24 protein-coding genes are annotated in these 21,100 nt (G+C 49.6%); all 24 read left to right on the top strand.

What is annotated here, in order from left to right; translation table 11 throughout:
* Window positions 1–36 precede the first annotated feature (36 nt).
* The 24 genes from fliM (at window position 37) to rpsB (ending at window position 20,979) form a co-directional block, all read left to right on the top strand.
* A complete protein-coding gene (gene fliM / locus AC1VOR_RS01835) occupies window positions 37–1,035 on the top strand; it encodes a flagellar motor switch protein FliM (protein ID WP_482615470.1) in 999 nt (332 codons plus the stop codon).
* Window positions 1,025–2,260 (top strand): flagellar motor switch phosphatase FliY, encoded by a 1,236-nt coding sequence (gene fliY / locus AC1VOR_RS01830; protein WP_482615469.1) that lies wholly within the window; start codon window positions 1,025–1,027, stop codon window positions 2,258–2,260. Before fliM ends, fliY begins: the two co-directional genes overlap by 11 nt.
* A 28-nt stretch (window positions 2,261–2,288) precedes the next feature.
* A complete protein-coding gene (locus AC1VOR_RS01825; protein WP_482615468.1) occupies window positions 2,289–2,654 on the top strand; it encodes a response regulator in 366 nt (121 codons plus the stop codon).
* Window positions 2,655–2,663: 9 nt separating this feature from the next.
* Window positions 2,664–3,197, top strand: coding sequence for a flagellar biosynthetic protein FliO (locus AC1VOR_RS01820; protein WP_482615467.1), 534 nt, complete (start codon window positions 2,664–2,666; stop codon window positions 3,195–3,197).
* Window positions 3,197–3,958, top strand: coding sequence for a flagellar type III secretion system pore protein FliP (gene fliP, locus AC1VOR_RS01815; RefSeq protein ID WP_482615466.1), 762 nt, complete (start codon window positions 3,197–3,199; stop codon window positions 3,956–3,958). Before AC1VOR_RS01820 ends, fliP begins: the two co-directional genes overlap by 1 nt.
* A gap of 41 nt (window positions 3,959–3,999) precedes the next feature.
* Window positions 4,000–4,269 carry a flagellar biosynthesis protein FliQ gene (gene fliQ, locus AC1VOR_RS01810; protein WP_059053526.1) on the top strand — a complete coding sequence of 90 codons (270 nt, stop codon included), beginning with the start codon at window positions 4,000–4,002 and terminating at the stop codon, window positions 4,267–4,269.
* A 12-nt stretch (window positions 4,270–4,281) separates the two neighbouring features.
* A complete protein-coding gene (gene fliR, locus AC1VOR_RS01805) occupies window positions 4,282–5,070 on the top strand; it encodes a flagellar biosynthetic protein FliR (protein WP_482615464.1) in 789 nt (262 codons plus the stop codon).
* A 14-nt stretch (window positions 5,071–5,084) separates the two neighbouring features.
* Window positions 5,085–6,173, top strand: a complete 1,089-nt coding sequence (gene flhB / locus AC1VOR_RS01800; RefSeq protein ID WP_482615463.1) for a flagellar biosynthesis protein FlhB — start codon at window positions 5,085–5,087, stop codon at window positions 6,171–6,173.
* A 23-nt stretch (window positions 6,174–6,196) separates the two neighbouring features.
* Window positions 6,197–8,233 carry a flagellar biosynthesis protein FlhA gene (gene flhA / locus AC1VOR_RS01795; RefSeq protein WP_059053521.1) on the top strand — a complete coding sequence of 679 codons (2,037 nt, stop codon included), beginning with the start codon at window positions 6,197–6,199 and terminating at the stop codon, window positions 8,231–8,233.
* A complete protein-coding gene (gene flhF / locus AC1VOR_RS01790) occupies window positions 8,230–9,645 on the top strand; it encodes a flagellar biosynthesis GTPase FlhF (RefSeq protein WP_482615461.1) in 1,416 nt (471 codons plus the stop codon). The genes flhA and flhF overlap by 4 nt, the downstream gene beginning before the upstream one ends.
* Window positions 9,642–10,529, top strand: a complete 888-nt coding sequence (locus AC1VOR_RS01785; RefSeq protein WP_482615460.1) for a MinD/ParA family protein — start codon at window positions 9,642–9,644, stop codon at window positions 10,527–10,529. Before flhF ends, AC1VOR_RS01785 begins: the two co-directional genes overlap by 4 nt.
* A 30-nt stretch (window positions 10,530–10,559) precedes the next feature.
* Window positions 10,560–11,375, top strand: coding sequence for a response regulator (locus AC1VOR_RS01780; RefSeq protein ID WP_482615458.1), 816 nt, complete (start codon window positions 10,560–10,562; stop codon window positions 11,373–11,375).
* Between the two features lie 67 nt (window positions 11,376–11,442).
* Window positions 11,443–11,970 carry a CheB methylesterase domain-containing protein gene (locus tag AC1VOR_RS01775; RefSeq protein WP_482615456.1) on the top strand — a complete coding sequence of 176 codons (528 nt, stop codon included), beginning with the start codon at window positions 11,443–11,445 and terminating at the stop codon, window positions 11,968–11,970.
* A 28-nt stretch (window positions 11,971–11,998) separates the two neighbouring features.
* Window positions 11,999–14,089, top strand: coding sequence for a chemotaxis protein CheW (locus AC1VOR_RS01770; protein WP_482615454.1), 2,091 nt, complete (start codon window positions 11,999–12,001; stop codon window positions 14,087–14,089).
* Window positions 14,090–14,122: 33 nt separating this feature from the next.
* A complete protein-coding gene (locus AC1VOR_RS01765; protein ID WP_059053512.1) occupies window positions 14,123–14,584 on the top strand; it encodes a chemotaxis protein CheW in 462 nt (153 codons plus the stop codon).
* A 4-nt stretch (window positions 14,585–14,588) separates the two neighbouring features.
* On the top strand, window positions 14,589–15,218 hold the full coding sequence (locus AC1VOR_RS01760) for a chemotaxis protein CheC (RefSeq protein WP_482615453.1): 630 nt from the start codon (window positions 14,589–14,591) through the stop codon (window positions 15,216–15,218).
* Entirely contained in the window at window positions 15,208–15,705 is a 498-nt protein-coding gene (locus AC1VOR_RS01755) for a chemotaxis protein CheD (protein WP_482615451.1), read from the top strand. Before AC1VOR_RS01760 ends, AC1VOR_RS01755 begins: the two co-directional genes overlap by 11 nt.
* A gap of 2 nt (window positions 15,706–15,707) precedes the next feature.
* Entirely contained in the window at window positions 15,708–16,127 is a 420-nt protein-coding gene (locus tag AC1VOR_RS01750) for a hypothetical protein (protein WP_482615448.1), read from the top strand.
* A gap of 15 nt (window positions 16,128–16,142) precedes the next feature.
* Window positions 16,143–16,931, top strand: coding sequence for a FliA/WhiG family RNA polymerase sigma factor (locus AC1VOR_RS01745; protein WP_482615445.1), 789 nt, complete (start codon window positions 16,143–16,145; stop codon window positions 16,929–16,931).
* Window positions 16,932–16,976: 45 nt separating this feature from the next.
* On the top strand, window positions 16,977–18,386 hold the full coding sequence (locus AC1VOR_RS01740) for a DUF342 domain-containing protein (RefSeq protein ID WP_482615442.1): 1,410 nt from the start codon (window positions 16,977–16,979) through the stop codon (window positions 18,384–18,386).
* A gap of 72 nt (window positions 18,387–18,458) precedes the next feature.
* A complete protein-coding gene (locus tag AC1VOR_RS01735) occupies window positions 18,459–18,779 on the top strand; it encodes a hypothetical protein (protein WP_482615439.1) in 321 nt (106 codons plus the stop codon).
* Between the two features lie 69 nt (window positions 18,780–18,848).
* Entirely contained in the window at window positions 18,849–19,466 is a 618-nt protein-coding gene (locus AC1VOR_RS01730; RefSeq protein WP_482615437.1) for a hypothetical protein, read from the top strand.
* Complete coding sequence (locus AC1VOR_RS01725) at window positions 19,463–20,047, top strand: hypothetical protein (protein WP_482615435.1); 585 nt, start codon at window positions 19,463–19,465, stop codon at window positions 20,045–20,047. The genes AC1VOR_RS01730 and AC1VOR_RS01725 overlap by 4 nt, the downstream gene beginning before the upstream one ends.
* A gap of 233 nt (window positions 20,048–20,280) precedes the next feature.
* A complete protein-coding gene (gene rpsB, locus AC1VOR_RS01720) occupies window positions 20,281–20,979 on the top strand; it encodes a 30S ribosomal protein S2 (protein WP_059053496.1) in 699 nt (232 codons plus the stop codon).
* The last annotated feature ends 121 nt before the right edge of the window (window positions 20,980–21,100 follow it).

Here is a 21,100-nt window from a genome sequence, read left to right as displayed (position 1 = left end):
TCGAACGGATACGAGTTTTCCAAGGGGGTGAGATGGTTGGTTGATGTATTATCGCAGAATGAGATTGACGCACTGCTTGCCGCGCTGTCATCTGGAGAGATGGATGCCGAGGAACTGAAGAAGGAAGAGACGCAGAAGAAAATCCGGGCCTATGATTTTAAACGAGCCGTGAGATTTTCGAAGGATCATATTCGAAGCTTGACTCGAATTCATGAGAATTTTGCCCGTTATCTCACTACCTATTTTTCAGCCCAGCTTCGCACATTTGTTCAAATTAGTGTGGTTCAGGTAGAACAACTTCCTTACGACGAATTTATCCGCTCTATTCCGAAAATGACGATCCTGAACATTTTTGAGGCGGAGCCGTTGGAAGGAAGAATGGTGCTTGAAGTGCATCCCAATGTCGCCTTTGCCATGCTGGACAGGTTGCTTGGAGGGGTAGGAACTACACCTTCAAAAGTTGGTGCTTTAACGGAAATTGAAACGATTATCATGGAACGCATATTTAGCCGGGCATTCGAAAGCTTGCAGGAAGCCTGGAAGACCATTGTGGACATTAGTCCACGGATGGAAGGACTTGAGACAAACCCGCAGTTTATGCAAATTGTTTCACCCAACGAGACGATTGCGCTTATTTCTTTAAGCACCAAGATAGGTGATACGACCGGGATGATCAATCTCTGTATTCCACATGTTGTTATCGAACCTATTATGCCAAAGCTTTCGGTTCACCATTGGTTTGTATCGCAAAAGAAATCGCGTGTTCCTGAAGAAGTTGAAGCACTGCGCAACCGTGTCCATAAGGCCCAACTACCGATTATCGCGGAGTTAGGGGAGTCTCAACTTTCAATACAGGAATTTTTGGGACTTTCTGTAGGCGATGTTATCTCGTTGAATAAACCGGTGCAGGAAGGGCTACAGATTAGGGTTGGGGAGAGGCTGAAATACATTGGTAGTCCGGGAACCTTAAAAGACCGGGTTGCTGTACAAATTGATGAAATTGTCAGCGAAGGAGTTGAAGAACTTGACGAGTAAAGATTATTTATCTCAAGAGGAGATCGATGCCCTGTTGAAGCAGGCTAATCAGGAATCTGATTCTGCGCCAGCCGAACCGACAGTTGATGATGTGTTGTCGCCACTAGAGCAGGATGCTCTTGGGGAAATCGGTAATATCACGTTCGGTAGCGCAGCAACTGCATTGTCTACCCTGCTGAATAAGAAGGTGGATATTACAACCCCGAAGGTATCGGTGATTACACGGGCGCAGTTCGAAGCTGAATTTCCAAAACCGCATGTAGCCATTCACGTCGAGTATGTCGATGGTTTCGAAGGGATGAACTCTCTGGTCATCAAGACCCGTGATGCTCAAGTGATCGCTGATTTGATGTTAGGTGGAGAAGGAAATCCGGCTGAAGAGGAATTAAACGAAATTCATATCAGTGCGGTTCAAGAAGCCATGAACCAGATGATGGGTTCTTCGGCGACATCAATGTCAACTATTTTCAATAGGTTTGTCAACATATCTCCCCCTGGCATTGATATTCTTAATATGTCTGAGGGAAATGGAGTGGGGAGCTTGCCACCTTCCGACCCACTAATTAAAATTTCTTTTCGTCTAACTATAGGTGATTTAATAGATTCTACAATTATGCAACTGCTCACCGTGAAGTTTTCCAAAGAGATGGTTCATAGTTTAATTAGCGGATCTACAACGGAAAGCGCGTCACTCGAAGCAGCGGCAACAGCGGCTCCAGTAGCACCGCCAGCACCATCGATATCAGCGCCACCCATGCCGGCAGCCACTCAAGATGTGCCAGCGCCGGTATATCAGCAGCCGCCAGCAGTCGGATATAGCCAACCTCCTGCACCTTACGGTTATCCTCCGCAAGGTCAGCCTTATGCAGAACCACATCATTATGGAACTGCTCCTGGGCGCAATCCGAATGTGCAGCCTGTACAGTTTGCAAACCTGGGAAATCCGTCATTCAATCAAATTGACGAAAATAATTTAAACTTACTGATGGACATACCCCTGAAAGTCACCGTAGAATTAGGAAGGACCCAAAGGCAAATCAGAGATATCCTGGAATTGTCGCAAGGCTCTATCATTGAGTTGGACAAGCTTGCTGGTGAACCTGTGGATATTCTGGTGAACAATAAGTTGATTGCCAAAGGCGAGGTCGTAGTTATTGATGAAAACTTCGGCGTTCGCGTTACGGATATCGTTAGCCAATGGGACCGCATTCAAAAATTACAATAGTAGATAGTTTAGGGAGGATTTTAAATCAATGGCAAACCGAATTCTAATCGTAGACGATGCAGCTTTTATGAGAATGATGATCCGCGACATTTTGACCAAGAACGGATTTGAAGTTGTGGGAGAAGCTCAAGACGGCGCGCAAGCGGTGGAGAAATTTAAGGAGCTGCATCCTGACCTGATTACGATGGATATCACGATGCCTGAAATGGACGGCATTGCAGCACTGAAAGAAATAAGAACTTTGGACCCGAATGCTAGAGTTATCATGTGCTCTGCTATGGGGCAGCAAGCGATGGTCATCGATGCGATACAGGCAGGGGCGAAGGATTTCATTGTGAAGCCTTTCCAATCTGATCGTGTTATTGAAGCGATCAACAAGACGCTTGGAATGTAGGGTTCAGAGATGACTTTGGTGCAGCAGGAGCCTCCGTACCCTACCGGAGACGTTGATCTTTGGGGAAGTTTGGTTACCGTAATCGTTGTTCTGGTCCTTATTGTGGCGTTGATTATAATATTGGCCCGTTTTCTGGGCAAGCGGAACCGGTACCTTTCTCAGAGTCGCTCTATACGGATATTGGGAGCCGTTGGCCTTGGCCCGAACAAATCTCTCCAGGTTATTGAAATCGGAGATCATGTATACCTCATCGGTGTAGGGGAGGACGTTTCCTTCATTGATAAAATATCCGATCCGGATGAGGTGGCTGTACTGGAGCAAGCGTTTGAGTCGGAAGGCACCGAACTGTCAGGCCTCGCGTCCAGTATTTCTGGTCTGATCTCCCGTTTCAAAAAGGAGCCACCGCAAGAAGAGGAATTGGAAGGCACCGCTTTTCATGAGGTGTTCCAGTCACAACTGCGTAAGCTGCCGGATCGGAAGCGGCAGATGGAAGAACTGCTACAAGAGCCGGAAGAACAATCTACAGATCGGTCGAGGGATTAATGAAGAAAAAAGTGCTGATAGTCAGCTTGTTGCTGGCCTTGTGGAGTGTGCTTGTTGTCACCGTCGCTTCTGCCGAGCCAGTCAATCCGATTCCGAATATAGATATTCAAATCGGAGATTCGGGAGGGACACCAAGCACCAGCTCACTTTCTATTATTCTACTGATTACGGTGCTTAGCATTGCACCCGCCATACTGGTGTTGATGACAAGCTTTACTCGCATTGTCGTCGTGCTTGGCTTTGTCCGTAGTTCCTTGGGTACGCAACAAATGCCACCCAACCAGGTGTTAATCGGTCTTGCCCTGTTCCTGACGTTGTTCGTCATGAGTCCAACGCTCTCTACTATTAATGAAGTGTCTCTTCAGCCTTATATTAAGGGGGAGATCACGCAAACAGAAGCATTGGATAAGGCATCTGTACCGATGAAGAAGTTTATGTATACTCATACGAGAACCAAGGATCTTCAATTGTTTATGGGGTACACCAAGATGGAGAAGCCAAATAGCTATGAAGATATCCCGTTGTCCGTTATGGTTCCAGCCTTCGCTATCAGCGAACTGAAAACAGCGTTTCAGATGGGCTTCATGATCTTTATTCCATTCTTGATCATAGACATTGTCGTTTCAAGCGTACTCATGGCCATGGGGATGATGATGTTACCGCCGGTCATGATCTCATTACCTTTCAAAATACTGCTGTTTGTACTTGTTGACGGCTGGTATTTAATCGTTAAATCATTACTCGTCAGCTTTAATCCATAGAGAAGTGCAGTAGGTTATTTCAGGGAGGGGGAAGACGGTTTATGAGTTCGGAATTCATTATAGGTCTGGCCGGACAAGCCGTGTATACCGTGCTAAAAGTCAGTGCGCCGATGCTGCTTATCGCACTAACGGTGGGGCTCCTGATAAGTATCTTTCAAGCAACAACCCAGATTCAGGAACAGACACTGGCCTTCGTTCCCAAAATTATCGCTGTACTGATTGCTTTATTGATATTTGGCCCATGGATTCTGACTACTTTGGTTGATTTTACGTATGGCATACTAAACAACCTTGCTAGTTATATCGGTTAGGCATCGGTGATTATGGAGACTTTGCTGCAAGGTATTTCTGTGTTTATGCTGATTTTTTGTCGAATGACCGCTTTTTTTGTAGTATCAGCGATTTTTTCATCCCGTTCTGTACCTACTACATTTAAGGTTGGGTTCTCGGGAATGATCGCGCTTGTGATCTTGTTGACCATCGGTACACAACAGGCAGTGCCAAATGACCTGAACTATGTTTTGTATATTATCCGTGAAGTGTTGATCGGATTGCTTATGGGATATGTGGCCAACTTAATTTTTAACATTATTCAAATGGCTGGTTCATTTATTGACATTCAGATTGGCTTTGGGATCGCCAACGTCATCGACCCGATGACAGGTGCTTCTGCACCGGTGCTCGGTAATCTCAAATACATTATCGCTACGCTGGTATTTCTAAGTATGAACGGACATCACTATCTTATTGATGCCGTGATTCGTAGCTATAACTGGATTCCGTTATCCAATGATTTATTCCAAAAAATATATAACGGAAACTTGGCAGAATTTCTTGTTCAGACGTTCAGTCATGCGTTTCTCTTGGCGTTCCAATTGGCTGCGCCAATGGTAGTTGCCTTGTTTGTCACGGATGTAGCACTTGGTTTTCTGGCGCGTACTGCGCCACAATTCAATATTTTCGTGATCGGGATTCCGGTTAAGATTATCGTTGGGTTGGTGGTCTTGCTCATCCTGGTGCCAAGTTTCATTTACGCGTTCCAATCTTTGTTCGAAGTGCTGTTTAATGCGCTGCATGATCTGCTCAGCACGATCGGCCGAAGACCGACGTAGGATGGGGGATTGTAATGGCGTATCGGTATTCGCTGGACCTGCAGCTTTTTGCCGGAGAGAAGACGGAAAAAGCGACCCCGAAGAAGCGGCAGGATGCCCGTAAAAAGGGCCAGGTCGCCAAAAGCCAGGATTTGACGGGTGCCTTCATTCTGTTGGCCGGTTTTCTTAGTCTTACTTTTTTCGGAGGATACATTAAGGAACGTCTGGTGATTCTGTTCACTGATGTTTTTTACCATCGGATGACGATGAATGTCACCCAGGAAAATGTGATGACGATGTTCAGTGATTTGGGAGTTCAGATTCTGTTGTTGCTGGCTCCTATCTTCCTCGTCGTCGTAGTTATCGCCGTGATAGTGAGCTATGGACAGGTGGGGTTCATGCTTACCGGAGAATCACTGAAGATGCAGTTCAGCAAGCTTAATCCTATTAAAGGATTTAAAAATATTTTCTCTATGAGGTCGTTGGTAGAATTCTTAAAGACCTTATTCAAGCTCTCCATTATTGGATATCTCGTATATTCAACGATTTGGGGATATCGTGGTACCATCGCTTCTCTGGGGCATTTGTCCATAGAAGATACTTTCTACTTTACAGCTCGTCTGACTATGAACTTGGGAATCAAGATTGCGGCCGCTCTTATCGTGCTTGCCGTACTGGACTATATGTATCAGAGATACGAGCATGAGAAGAGTTTGAAGATGTCCAAGCAGGATATCAAGGACGAGTATAAGAAGATGGAAGGGGACCCGCTCGTCAAAGGGAAAATTCGTGAACGGCAACGCAGAATGGCGTTGCAGCGGATGATGCAGGAAATCCCTAAGGCTGACGTAATCATTACGAATCCTACGCATTTCGCTGTTGCCATCAAGTATGACGGTACACAGATGGAGGCTCCGCAGGTCGTTGCCAAAGGCCAGGATTACGTGGCCCTTCGTATTAAGGAAATCGCTAAGGAGCATGGGATTATCACGATGGAGAACAGGCCGCTCGCTCGGGCGTTGTTTCAACGGACCGAGATCGGGGAGACCATTCCCGCCGATTTGTTCCAGGCTGTAGCCGAAGTATTGGCCTATGTATACAAACTTAAGGGCAAGGTTAGATGATGAAGGGATCGAGGGGAACAACGATGAAAAAATTCAAAGAAATATTTATCCTTGTTGGCATTATAGGTATTGTTCTGCTCATGATCGTCCCGATCCCGACATGGTTGTTGGACTTTTTGCTGATTATCAATATCTCGCTTTCATTAATTATTTTGCTCGTCGCGATGAACACCAGGGAAGCACTGCAATTTTCCATATTTCCGGCGATGCTGCTCATAACGACCTTATTCCGTCTAGCGCTGAATGTGTCGACCACCAAGCTGATTCTGGGGCAAGCCAAAGCCGGCCACGTTGTGGCCACGTTCGGCTCATGGGTCTCCCAGGGGGAACCCGTTGTCGGTTTTGTCGTCTTCCTGATTCTCGTGGTTGTTCAATTTATCGTTATTACCAAAGGCTCCGAGCGTGTGGCTGAAGTTGCCGCTCGTTTTACCCTCGATGCGATGCCAGGTAAGCAGATGAGTATTGATGCGGATCTTAATGCGGGCATGATCAATGAACAGCAGGCGCGCGAGCGCCGCAGAAAAGTAGAGAGAGAAGCTGACTTTTACGGGGCAATGGACGGGGCGAGTAAATTTGTTAAAGGTGACGCCATCGCCAGCATCATTATCCTCATCATCAACTTGATCGGCGGCTTCATCATCGGGATGACAATCCATGGTATGGAGTTTGGCGAAGCGATGTCCACGTATTCACTGCTGACCATCGGGGATGGTCTGGTAAGTCAGATTCCAGCATTGTTGATTTCTACGGCGGCAGGGTTAATTGTTACCCGTGCTTCTTCCGAAGGTAATCTTGGTGAAGATATTACCGGACAATTGCTGGCTTATCCTAAATTGCTCTATATCGTAGCCGGAACGATTGCTCTGCTCGGGTTGTTTACACCGATTGGCCCTTGGACCACGTTGCCCTTCGCCGGTCTGCTCATCTTTGCGGCTTTCCGAATGCAGAAAAACATCGATCGGCGTGTTGTCGAGCAGGAGCAGCAGGAGGAGGAACAACAGATCGAAGAGGTACGAAGTCCGGAGAGTGTCATCAATCTGTTACAGGTAGACCCTATCGAATTTGAATTTGGTTACGGGTTAATTCCGTTAGCGGATACGGGGCAAGGTGGAGACTTGTTGGATCGTATTATTATGATTCGTCGACAGTGCGCACTTGAGCTTGGACTTGTAGTACCGGTGATTCGAATTCGCGACAATATTCAACTAAAACCGAACGAATATGTCATTAAAATAAAAGGAAATGTCGTAGGTGGCGGTGAATTATTACTTAATCACTATTTGGCCATGAGTCCCGGGATGGAGGATGATAGCATCACGGGTATTGAGACCCAGGAACCAGCCTTTGGTCTTCCGGCCCTTTGGATTGATGAAGCTTCCAAGGATCGGGCAGAGCTGTCAGGTTACACCGTGGTGGACCCCCCATCTGTAGTTGCTACACACTTAACGGAATTAATCAAGAAGCATGCACATGAGCTGCTTGGACGTCAAGAGACCAAAGCCCTGGTGGATAACCTCAAGGAAAGCTATGCCGTGCTTGTGGATGAACTTATTCCGTCCGTGTTGACGATTGGCGATGTACAGAAGGTATTGGCCAAATTACTGCGGGAGAAAATTTCTATCCGCGATATGGTGACGATCTTTGAGACGTTGGCAGATTACGGGACTTACACCAAGGACCCGGATGTGCTGACCGAATATGTCAGACAAGCTCTTTCCCGGCAGATTACCCAGCAGTTTACGCAGCCAGGCGAAACGATGCGAGTCATTACCGTAGGACCTACACTGGAGAAGAAAATCGCAGAGAGTGTGCAGCAGTCGGAGCAAGGCAGCTACCTGGCCCTTGATCCGGCGTCGACGCAGACGGTGTTCCAAAAGTTGACCGAGCAGATCAACCGCTTGATCCAGACGGGACATCAGCCGATTCTCCTGACCTCTCCAACCATTCGCATGTACTTGCGTCAGGTCATTGAGCGTAGCATGCAGGATATCCCGGTATTGTCTTACAGCGAGTTAGAGCCGAATGTTGAAATTCAGAGTGTCGGGGTGGTGAATTTATGAGAGTGAAGCGCTACATCGTAGACACAATGCCTGACGCTATGCTGAAAATCAGGAATGAGCTTGGAGCGGATGCCGTCATCTTGAGTACCAAGGATATGAAGGTAGGCGGCTTTCTCGGAATGTTTCGCAAGAAGAAGATTGAAGTCATTGCGGCAACTGAGAGCCATAGTGCTCCCGCCGCGAAGGGGACTGGAGCCAAACCGCAAGCAACCAAGCCGGCGGCTCCCGCGCCGGTTGCCCGTCGTGCTGTGCCGGAAGCTTATCGCAAATCGGCGCAGTTAGCCTCAACTTCTTCTTCGGAAGAGAAGGCGGTATCAGCGGTAACGGCAACTTTGTTGCAGGAGCGGGAGGAACGGTCACAGGTGTTAACGGCACAGTCTTCTGTGAATGCGGCTCCGCCCAAGGTTCAGGTTCCCCCCGGATCAGCGGGTTCCGCCATCTCGGCGGAGCAATTCGGAGAAGCCATTAAGCGAGCTTCGGCTATGGATACCGCTTCGCTTATTTCCGAACAGGTAAGTCCAGAACTGCACAAGAAGGAAGAGGTTCTGTTAGAAGAAATTAGACAAATGAAGCTGTGGATGAGCCAATTGGCTAAGAAACAGGGAGATGAGCGTGAATTGCCGCCCAAGTTGCTGGAGATTCGCCAGCGCCTGACCGATCAGGAAGTGGCGCCCGAGTGGATTGACGCCTGGATCGACGAGGTTTACGACAAGTGGATGATCTCCGGAAGAAGCTTAAGCGATGAGGATGTGCTGGAGCGCACGAGGGAGACCATCGAGTCATTTCTGGAGGGGAGAGTCAGCTCCGGTATCGGAGAACACACGCGGATAGTGTACATTGCCGGACCTACTGGCGTGGGGAAAACAACAACTATCGCGAAACTGGCGGCTGATCAGATTTTTCGTCTCCGGAAGAAGGTAGGGTTCATCACGGCGGACACGTATCGCATCTCGGCCGTCGAACAGCTAAGAACGTATGCTTCCATTTTAAATGTACCGATGGAGGTAGTGCAGTCTCCTGGCGATGTGCAGCGTGCGATGCAGCGTTTGGAGCATTGTGATTTAATCCTGATGGATACCGCCGGGCGCAATTACTTAAATGAGTTGTTCGTTGCGGAGCTACACAGTCTGTTGACCCCTTCGGACGAAAGTGAAACCTATCTTGTGTTGAGTCTGACCTCAAAGTCACAGGATATGAAACGAATTACCGAGCATTTCAGCAGGTATGACTTGACCCGAGTGATCTTCACGAAGCTGGATGAAACAGAAAGCTTTGGTCCTATCTATAATCTGCTGGGACAGTATCCTCTTCAGGTCTGCTACCTGACCAACGGTCAAAATGTGCCGGATGATCTGCTGCATGCTGAGGAGAAGCTCCTGGTGGACATTCTTCTCGGAGAGCAGCAGCTATGAATGATCAGGCTGAGACGCTCCGAAAGCTGGTGTCCTCAAGGGTAAACCCTGGCGAGCCCCGAGTCGGCAAAGGGGCAGCTCGGATTCTTACCGTCAGCAGCGGCAAGGGGGGTGTGGGCAAATCTAATTTCACGTTGAATTTTGCCCTTGCTTTAAAGACGCTGGGATGTAAGGTTCTGCTCTTTGACGCTGACATCGGGATGGCTAATATCGACGTCCTGATGGGGGTGCGATCCAGGTACAATTTGTATCATTTATTAAAGGGCGAAAGAGATATCAATGAGATCATCGAGTTGGGCACGCAGGCGTTGCCCTTTATCGCCGGAGGTTCCGGCCTCGCCGATCTTTTTTCGCTCTCCGAAGCAGATTTGAATGTTTTTACCTCGCAAATTGAAGCATTGTCAGACGAGATGGATTACATCATCTTTGATACCGGAGCGGGATTGTCGAAGGAAACGCTGAAATTCATCATGGCCGCAGATGAGTGTCTGGTTGTTACTACGCCGGAGCCTACGGCGATTACCGATGCTTATGCGTTAATTAAAGTGGTGCATGGGATGGAAACAGAGGCAAACTTTCGACTGGTGATCAACAGGGTTACGGGAGAGCCGGAAGCGAAGCAGGTGGCCGACAAAATTTCGCTCGTAGCCCAGCGCTTTCTGGACATGGACATCCCTACGCTGGGTTACATCCATGATGATACCCATGTCATGCAGGCGGTCAAGAAGCAGATTCCTTTCTCTGTCGCTTTCCCCGGCTGTATGGCTGCCCGGGATATCCAGCGTTTGGCGTTCCAGTATCTGAATGTTCCGCAAACCAAGCCAAGGGATACTTTATCAGGAATCAAGGGATTTATGCACAAATGGTTAAAGCTAGCAAAATGATTCTGCGTGAAGGAACAGGAGTGGAGGGCAATGCCTTATCGAGTGTTGGTCGTTGATGATTCGGCGTTTATGCGGAAGATCATATCCGATCTCATCGAACAGGACCCGGCCTATCGTGTAGAGGCCACCGCCAAGAATGGAAGGGAAGCGGTTGAACAAGTCGCCGCCATTCAACCGGATTTGGTGACCATGGACGTAGAAATGCCGGAGCTCAACGGTCTGGATGCACTGAAAGTAATAATGAAAGAGCATCCCTTGCCGGTGATCATGCTCTCGGGCATCAATGAGCAGGGCATGCGGGAGACGATCATGGCGCTGGAACTTGGCGCCTTCGACTTCATCCGCAAGCCATCGGCTACCACCAGCTCGCATGACATCGAAGAGGTGGGGCGCGAGCTTCGCGAACAGATGCGGGTAGCGATGGCAGCGAAGGAGCGGCGGGCCGCGCGGGCGGCGGCACTGGATGCCGCCAAGGCGGAACTTCCGCCCGCGGCGCGCAAGTCGTGGGCTAGCGGGGCACCGCCGCCGGCTACGCGCGCGGCGGCTTCCGAGGCGGCCGGCATCGCACCCGCCTCGCCAGTGCCCGGGGCTCCGGGCAGCAGCAGTACACCTGCTGCCCCGCTGCCCCGGGCGCCCCAGCCTCGTCCACAGACGAGGCTGGCTGGGGCCAGCCCGGCGCAGGGACGAGGCGCCGGCGGAGAGCACGCGGCCTCCTGCGGGGGCCGCGCAAGAAGCCCCCGGCGGCGTATCGCCCGCCGGGGTGACCCGCTCGCCGCGCGCATCGGCGCCGGTGGAACCGGTCGCCGCCCCGAGCCGGGCGGCGGGCGCAGCCGGCCTGGTGCCTGAGGCCGGCCCGCGGACGGGCTTCACCGATCTGGTCGCGATCGGGACTTCCACGGGCGGCCCCAAAGCGTTGAAGGCCGTCCTGGAGAAAATTCCGGGGAATTTCCCGGCACCGATTGTCATCGTGCAGCACATGCCCCCGAATTTCACCAAGTCCCTCGCTCAGCGGCTGAATAGCTTGAGCGAGCTGACCGTAGTCGAAGCGGAGCAGGGTGAAAGGCTGCACAGCGGTACAGCTTACATCGCGCCGGGTGGCTTTCATCTGAACGTGGTATCCAGCCCTGGCGGCGGTTATCGCGTACATCTTACAGAGCAGGAGCCGCGTAACGGACACAGGCCTTCAGTGGACGTCTTGTACGAATCGCTGCTTCCTCTGGAAGCATTAAAGCGGCATGCCGTGCTGCTGACCGGAATGGGCAGCGACGGAGCGAAAGTCATGAAGCGGCTGTATGACGCTGGCGTGACTTCCACCCTGGCCGAGAGCGAAGAAACCTGCGTGGTGTTCGGGATGCCGCGCTCGGCTATTGAACTGAATTGCGTCAGTCATGTTTTGCCGTTGCATGACATCGGTCCTAAGCTAGTACAAGTTGTGAAATAACGGAATCTCTTGGAGGAGGTGCCTCACCATGGACATGAACCAATATTTATCCATGTTTATCGATGAGTCGAACGATCATTTGCAATCATTAAACGAAAAAATGCTGGAGTTGGAGGGTAACCCTGATGATATCAGCATTGTCCAGGTTATCTTCCGTTCTGCCCATACCCTGAAAGGGATGGCGGCGACAATGGGCTTCGAGGATTTGTCCTCGCTGACGCATCAGATGGAGAACGTACTTGATCTGGTGCGCAACGAAAAGCTTAAAATGCAGGAGTTCATTTTTGACACGCTGTTCAAGAGCTTGGATGCCTTGCAATTAATGGTCGAAGATATTACGCAGGGCGGGGAGGGCAAGGAGGACGTTAGTGCCATCGTGGCTTCATTGCAATCGATCGTGCGTGGCGATTTCGAAGGCGGAGGCAAATCCGGGGCTGACAAGCCAGCGGAATCGGGAACGGGTGGCTCAGCTACTCCAGCCATTCAATTGGATGAGTTCCAATATTCCGTATTGGAGCAATCGATTGGTGAAGGTCACAAGGTCATGTATATCGATGTGGCGATTCGTGAGGATTGTCAACTGAAGGCAGCCAGAGCGTACCTGGTATTTGACCTGCTAGAGCGTTACGGGGAGATTGTGAAATCCTCTCCATCCGTACAGGATATTGAACAAGAAAAGTTTGACCGCAACTTCTCACTCTATTACATAACCCAAAAAGAAGCTGCCGAAATTCAGAGCATGATTATAAACCTGTCGGAGATCGCTTCTGCTGAAGCTACGGCGCTGGACCATGAGACCTTGTCGCAATTGGCTTCGGGAGCCATGGGAGCGGCAGCTACCGCAGATGTTACGGCTCCGGCAGTAGCCGAGAAGACAACTGATGCTGTACCAGTCAAAAAGGCGGAGCCACCTGCTGCAGACCATAATCAGAAGAACGGTGCACGGGCTGGGGGCGGAACTCCTGCTCCTTCACGGACGATTCGCGTAGATATTGATCGTCTGGATGTGCTCATGAATTTGCTTAGCGAGCTGCTGATTGACCGTTCGCGATTGGAACAACTGGCTGAGGAAGTAAAGCGCACCGACCTTACAGAGACGGTAGAGCATATGAGCCGGGTTGGCAGTGACTTGCAAAATATCGTGCTGAAGCTGCGAATGGTGCCAATCGACACGGTATTCAACCGGTTCCCCCGGATGATACGGGATCTCGCGAAATCGCTGGATAAGAAAATCGATCTCGTCATCGTGGGTGCGGAGACGGAGCTTGACCGAACCGTTATCGATGAAATCGGTGATCCGCTCGTGCATTTACTCCGCAATGCCGTTGACCATGGCGTCGAATCTACCGCAGACCGTATCGCAGCGGGCAAACCCGAGACAGGTACTGTTCAATTACGCGCCTTCCATAGCGGCAATCATGTCTTCATTGAAATAGAAGATGATGGACATGGTATCGACCGGGAGAGAATCCTGAAGAAAGCCATCAAGAACGGTGTTGTTACCGAAGGCGAAGGAAAGATGATGTCCGATGAACAGGTGTTCATGCTGCTGTTCGCCGCCGGTTTCAGTACAGCAGAGGTCATTTCGGATATATCCGGACGTGGTGTTGGGCTGGATGTGGTCAAGTCGAAGATCGAATCCTTGAGCGGTGTCGTGTCCGTTGAATCGAAGCTGGGACAGGGCACGAAGTTCTCGGTGCAACTGCCGCTGACCTTGTCCATTATCTCTGCTATGCTCGTGAAGGTGGGCTTGGAGAAATATGCGATCCCGTTGTCCTCTATTGTAGAGACTGGATTGATCAAGCGCGATCAGATCCGCGAGGTTCACGGATACACCATGATTCCTTATCGCAATACGCATATTCCGCTGATGTCTCTTACCGCACTCTTTGGTGTTCCTGGCTTCTTAGAGAACGAGGAAGAGGAATCCGAGATTGTTGTCATCCGCAAGGGCGAGAGAATGGCGGCCTTAACGGTAGAGGAATTCATTGGTCAAAGCGAAATCGTCATCAAGAATCTGGGCAAATACTTGCCGGCGGTGCAGGGAGTTGCTGGGGCAACCATTCTGGGCGATGGCCAGGTTGCGCTTATCATTGATCCCAACGCGTTCATCAAATAAGACGATTCACATACTCTTAAGGAGGTTTTCCACATGGGAGAGGAATTAAAAGTCATCGTATTTAAATTGGGACAAGAGGAGTACGGGATTGACGTCGATAACGTACAAACCATCGAGCGGATGATGCCGATTACCCGCGTACCCAAAACATTCTCTTTTGTCAAAGGGGTCATCAATTTACGTGGTGTGGTCATACCGGTCATCGATTTGCGAGGACGCTTCGGCTTAGAAGAGGTGGAGCATACCGATCAGACCCGGATCATCATCGTATCGGCGGATGAGTTGGAAGTTGGTTTTATCGTCGATTCAGCAAATGATGTTATCGATTTGGACTCCGACCTGATTGACTCTCCGCCAGATGTGGTAGGAGGTATTAAGGCCAAATATTTGCATGGGGTTGCCCGTATTTCTGAAGAGCGCTTGCTCGTGATGCTGAATCTGTCGGAAGTGCTTAGCCGGAAGGAAATCATTCAGTTGGAAAGTCTAGAGGGCTAAAGCCATGGATCCGGTTAAAGGATTTGAAGAATTCAAGATGGACATTTTGAAGGAAGTGGGCAATATCGGGGCCGGGAACGCGGCTACGGCGCTTTCCAAGTTGCTCGACAAACCCATCGATATGGCTGTTCCGAAAGTGCAGATGCTTCCGTTCGAAGCAATTGCTGAGCGCGTTGGAGGAGCCGAGAATATCGTGCTTGCCGTGTTCTTCCGTGTGGAAGGAGATGCGCCGGGCAACTTGTTTTTCATCCTTAGCCCGGAAGCGGCCAAGAAGCTCTTGCAGCGATTGGCAGGCATCAGCGTAGAAAGTTCTAATGAATTTTCGGAAATGGAATGGTCGGCGTTGTCGGAGATCGGCAATATATTGGCAGGCTCTTATCTGTCTTCATTGGCCGATTTCACTTCCCTGTCCATGACTCCTACGGTGCCGGCTCTTGCCCTTGATATGGCGGGAGCGATTCTAAGCTATGGGCTCCTGCAATTTGGAGAGATGGGGGATTCCGCCCTGCTGATTGATACCACGTTTATTGAAGGACATCATGAGGTGGAAGGACAATTCTTCCTCATTCCTGATCCGGATTCCTTCGCTAAAATTTTTGCCGCGCTTGGAGTATCCACTGATCATGATTGGTGAGCAACACATCGTTAAGGTAGGCATGGCCGAGTTAAGTGTCATTACTCAGCAGGGGTTGATACGAACAACTGGGCTAGGTTCATGCGTCGGGTTGACACTGTTTGACCCACAACTCAAGCTAGCTGGTCTGGCGCATGTCATGCTTCCCTCTGCAAGCATTGCCCGGGAAGGGGCATTGAACATTGCCAAATATGCAGATACCGCTATTCCGGCATTGTTCGACAAATTAATTTCTATCGGTGCAGTTCCTGGCCGTGTAGTAGCGAAGATGGCTGGCGGGGCTCAGATGTTTTCCTTTGCCGGGAGGGGAGATTCCATGCGAATCGGCCCGAGAAATGTTGAATCTTGCAAGATTCAGCTAGAAGAACTAGGTATTCCTTTGCTGGGAGAGGATACAGGCGGGAATTATGGTCGTACGATTGAACTGGACAGTGAGACAGGGTTGTTATATGTGCGAAGTGTACAAATGGGGATAAAGGAATTGTAGCCATGACTGGAAAATTGCGATATTACTTTTTATTGGGCTTTATCGGTTTTCTGATTTCGTTTGCCGCATCGGCGGGAAACAATTTGTTCATGACCAGCTTTATCCGGGGATTAATTTCCTTTGCGGTCTGGTTCCTCCTGGCCTTTGCCGGGGGCCGGATGCTTAGCTTTCTAAAAGAGATGCCCAGCGGTAATAGCCTTGAAGGCGAGGATGAATTTGCATCCGAGGAAGGGAAGGGCGGCAATCTTGACCTGACTACCCCGGATGAAAGTGAAGAGCTTAATGATTTGTTGAAGCCGGAGCCGGCTTCGGCGGAGGATGCGCCATTTGCGCCACTCAATCCGCCCAAACTAGTGAAGACACCTGACGACAAGGATCCGGAAGAGCTGGCTAAGATCGTTCGTCACCTGACAGAACAATAAGGAGGGTGAAGACCATTGATCCAGCGGAAGACATCCACTCTGAATTATGCCGAGCTATGGGAGCAGTGGAAAGAACAAGGCGATTTAGAGGCCAAGAAACAACTTATCGAGAAATACCTGCATATTGTCGACTACGTTTCAGGACGTCTCGCTGTTGGTCTGCCCAAAAATGTGTCTAAGGATGATCTTGCCAGCAATGGAGTCATGGGACTGATCGATGCGGTTGAAAAATTTGACTACAAGCGTGGACTTCAGTTCGAGACCTATGCATCATGGCGGGTCAGAGGAGCCATTTTGGACGGCCTGCGACAGGGGGATTGGGTTCCCCGGTCCGTGAGAGAGAAAGCCAAAAGAATTGAGGAGGGCTACCAGCATCTGGAGCAGCAATACCTCCGCTCTGTTACGGATTCCGAGATGAGTGCCTATTTAGATATCAGCGAGAAAGAGTTCCAAGGCATGCTGCAAGAAGTTGCCGTCATGACGCTTTGTTCCCTGGAGGATCCGATTCGTGAAGAAGAGTCGGAGACTCGTCTTACTTTACTCGTTGACGAAAAAGCAAAAAACCCGGATTATAAGGTTAGAGAATTCTATCTACGAGATTCGCTGACGAAAGGCATCGAGAAATTAACAGAAAAGGAACGCATGGTGATCTCTCTGCTATACTACGAGGATCTGTCGCTAAGCGAAATCGCTGAAGTGATGTCACTTTCTCCTTCGCGTATTTCTCAGTTACATTCCAAGGCGATCTTCAGGCTTCGTTGTAGTTTGGACAAGCAGCGAGATTTACTGCTTCGTGAAGACTAACGGGTTATTGTGAACGAGCAAATGGATGGAAGGAGGAACAACTTCGTGGAACTTCTGGATGATTTGAAACAAATGCTAACCGTAACGCTGAATGATGATAAGACCGTTGCTTACTTGCAATTTGCCAAGAAGGAGGATAACTTCTCCTGTACGGCGGATCAATTGCTCCGTTTCTTGCAAGGAGAAGGGGTGAAGCACGGCATTCAGGACGATATTGTCCGGCGTTTTTCAGCAAATCCTAGGGAGTACTTCTTCAGCAAAACACCGATTGCCATTGGTCAGGAACCATTTGATGGAGAAGACGGTATGATTCGTTATGCGGTGGCCATTGATGATGCTAATCGGCATAAACCTGCGGAGAACGACGAGGGAACAGTAGATTTGAAGGATGTTACTCGGCTGAACAATATCCGCAAAGGGCAGATTATTGCTGAACTCGTCCCTCCTGTTCCAGGGCGTAACGGAACTGCAGTGACCGGAGAAGCAATTCCATGCAGGGAGGGAAAGCCTGCCCATTTTAAAGTGGGCAAGAATGTGGTCATGAATCCGGAGCAAACGGCACTATATGCCGCTATCGATGGATTGGTCACTCGGACGGACAAAGGCGCCCTGAATGTGTTTCCCGTTTATGAGATTAACGGAGATGTTGACTACAGCAGCGGGAATATTGATTTTGTAGGTACCGTGGTTGTCCGTGGCAACGTATTAACCGGTTTCAGAATTACGGCAGCGGGAGACATCCGCGTTGTTGGTGGAGTCGAAGGGGCCGAGTTGTTTGCGGATGGCTCCATCGAAATTTCGGGTGGTATTATCGGTTACAACAAAGGACTGGTCAAAGCCGGTCAAAATGTCAAGAGCTCATTCATCCAGGACGGAAACGTTCAGGCGGGAGAAGATGTTATTGTCTCGCAAAGTATTATGCACTCCAACATTCGCGCCGGACGGGACATTATATGCAGTGGAGCTAAAGGTTTGATCGTCGGGGGCAACCTTCAGGCGGGAGAAAGAGTAGTAGCACGCATTATCGGCAATCCGATGTCGACGACGACGACGATTGAAGTAGGCGTTCTTCCGGAACTTCGGAATGAATTGCAGGACCTTCGCCAGCAGCTTAAGGAGCAAATGGCCAATCTGGACAAAACAGAGAAGGCGCTTACGTTGCTGAACCAGCTTGCTTCTATGGGAAGACTAACGCCGGATAAGGTCGAGATGCGTTCCAAGCTGAGCATGACCAAGAAAGCAAGCACCCAAGAGATGAACCTGATGAAGGAGCGCATGCTTACTATTGAGAAAGCGCTTGAAGATACAGGGAGAGCGCGGGTAGATGTGTTCAAGATGATCTATGGCGGCTCCAAAATCGTAATAGGACGTTATACCAAATATATTAAAGACCCTGTATCTCATATGTCCTTCCATTATAGTGAAGGTGATATCTCCATGTCGGCTTATATCTAGAATCGGTTTTGGAGCGGATTTGAATTCCCAATGCGAGCTATTCAAGCCTTTCACTAACGATGAGGTGATCCCATGAATATGAAATCCGTAGAGATGCAAATCGCAGTCCCCCGGACAGGTGATGCCGGACGTGTTCAGCAAGATCAGCAGCATCGACCGATTCTGGATCAAAGCTTGCTATCAGGCCAAACGGTCAAGAATAGCGAATTAGAACGTCAACGCAGTGCTGGCGTGGACGAGAGTGCCCAGAACCTGAACGTGAGACGGGAAGGGAATGGCTCCGCTTCACCAGAGCATGAGGAAGCACGTTCCGAGGACAGCGCCGAAGAGGAAGAACGGGAACACATGGCGGAACACCCTTACAAAGGAAAACACATCGACTTGTCTTGGTAGCATTCCGGGCAGCCGGAGTGCTACCTTGACTTTCTTGTAGCAAATTCAACAGCAAAAGGTGAGGATTGCATGTTTGAAGCTCCCTGGGTTTTCATAGTATTGCTTGGGATTGCGGCGCTGGTGTATGCCTTGCTGCTTCCCAAGCGTCAAGTCGCGGAGATATCCAAGGGCGAGGCAGCCAGAGAGATGGAAGCTACGCTTGAGCAATATATGGCAGATATCGAGAAAGAAAATGAAGAACTGATCGGTATGGTCGCCCAAATGAAACAAGATTTTGCCGGCAAGCAATTGGCTCAGCAGGAGCTTATGGTTGAACTTCGTCAGCGCCTGGGAGAAGTGGAGGTACTTGCACGTCAAAGTGATTCCCGGCTTCTCGCGGTGGAGGCAGGAATGCAGCAACATGAGTTTGCTGTCGCAGATGCTGTAGCAGAGCAAGCACAATCGCTTGTGGCTGTGGCTGCCGAACCTACACTACCTCCTGTCCCTGCCGAGGTGCAACCGGAGCCCGTCTTGCCTGTGGCAGAGGAGCCCGAGCCTCAGGAAGAGCATGTTCGGGATCGTTATCCCGAGTTGTTTGATTTATATGCCCAAGGAAAGTCGATGGACATGATTGCCAAGACAGTGGGCCTTCAACGCGGCGAAGTGCAGTTGATTTTGCAATTGGCCCGGAAGGAGGAGTCCCCATGATGAAGAATCGCCATTTCATGTTTGGCTTGGGCTGCGGACTTATTGTCGGAGCCTTGTTGCTGCAGCTTATGCTGATCGGCCAGAATATGGGCGGACAGTTACATACCAAGGAGCAAATCGAGCAGGCTGCGGAACGCGCCGGGCTCAGAGTCTCCGAACTGGATGAGGAACTGCTGACCGAAGAGCAGTGGCAGGAACGATCTAATGAGGATGTACCTGCTCTGGAAGGTCAGGAGCAAGGTGATCCAGATACACCGGTAATTCCTGATATGAATCAACCAATAGACCCTGATACCCCGCAGCAGCCTGAAGTTCAGGGGGAAGATTCAGCGGGGAATAAAGGCCAACCTGCAGGGGAGCAGGCCGCGGTTGAAGTGGAATACAAAATTGCAGGCGGAACGACCCTGGAGGGCGTAGCCAACGGTTTGCTACAGGCCGGAGTGATTGCGGACAAGGATAAGTTTGTAGAGGCTGCGGTAGCCCGGAAGATCAACTATAAGGTTCGTGCAGGCACTTACAAATTCCATGTCGGAGAAGAGTTTGACTCTATCATTAAGAAGATTTCCACGCGAAATAACTAGAAGTAACATATGGCAGAAGGGCGCTTTATAGTGCCTTTTTTTCATTTCAGCGGATAGAGGAAACTTCGGTTGCATCCGTTTTTCACTTATGGTATATTAAATGACGGTGTTATAACGCATGGAGATCGATTTCGTCAGGGGTGCTCACTTGATTTGACAAGGAGTCCTGCCGGGAAATGAAATCTCCAGAGGAAGCATCAAAACAAAAAACCAAACTTAGGAGGTGCGTGAAGATGGCAGTAATCTCCATGAAACAACTGCTTGAAGCAGGTGTGCACTTCGGTCACCAAACTCGTCGTTGGAACCCGAAAATGGATCGTTATATCTTCACTGAAAGAAACGGCATTTACATTATCGACCTGCAAAAAACGGTCAAGAAAGTAGAAGAGGCTTATAACTTCGTTAAGAGCATCGCAGAAGAGAATGGTACTATTCTGTTCGTGGGCACGAAGAAGCAAGCTCAAGATTCCGTCAAGGAAGAAGCTGAGCGCGCTGGTCAATTCTACATCAACCAACGTTGGCTTGGTGGTACTCTGACAAACTTCCAAACGATTCAAAAACGGATCGACCGTTTGAAGAAGCTGGAAGCTTGGGAAGAGGACGGCACATTCGCCGTATTGCCGAAGAAAGAAGTTATCATTCTTCGCAAAGAAAAAGATCGTCTTGAGAAATTCTTGGGCGGGATCAAGAATATGAAAGGCCTACCAAGTGCCTTGTTCATCATTGACCCACGCAAAGAGCGTATTGCGGTAGCAGAAGCCCGCAAATTGGGTATCCCAATCGTAGGTATCGTTGATACGAACTGCGATCCGGACGAAATCGACTATGTCATCCCAGGTAACGACGACGCTATCCGCGCCGTAAAACTGTTGACTGGCAAAATGGCAGACGCCGTGATCGAAGCTCACCAAGGCGAACAAACAACGGCCTAATGGCCTGACTAATCCGATAAATTAAAATGAAAGGGTGGTTGGAAGGTGTCAAACCTCTCACTACCCTTTTTTTAAAGTGTGAAGGTTTTAGATTTAAAGGGAACCACCTTATATATCGATA

The organism is Paenibacillus sp. 1SOY10, from assembly GCF_056836745.1.
Note: the sequence above shows the minus strand (reverse complement) of the source record. Positions and strands in the feature narration are given on the sequence as shown.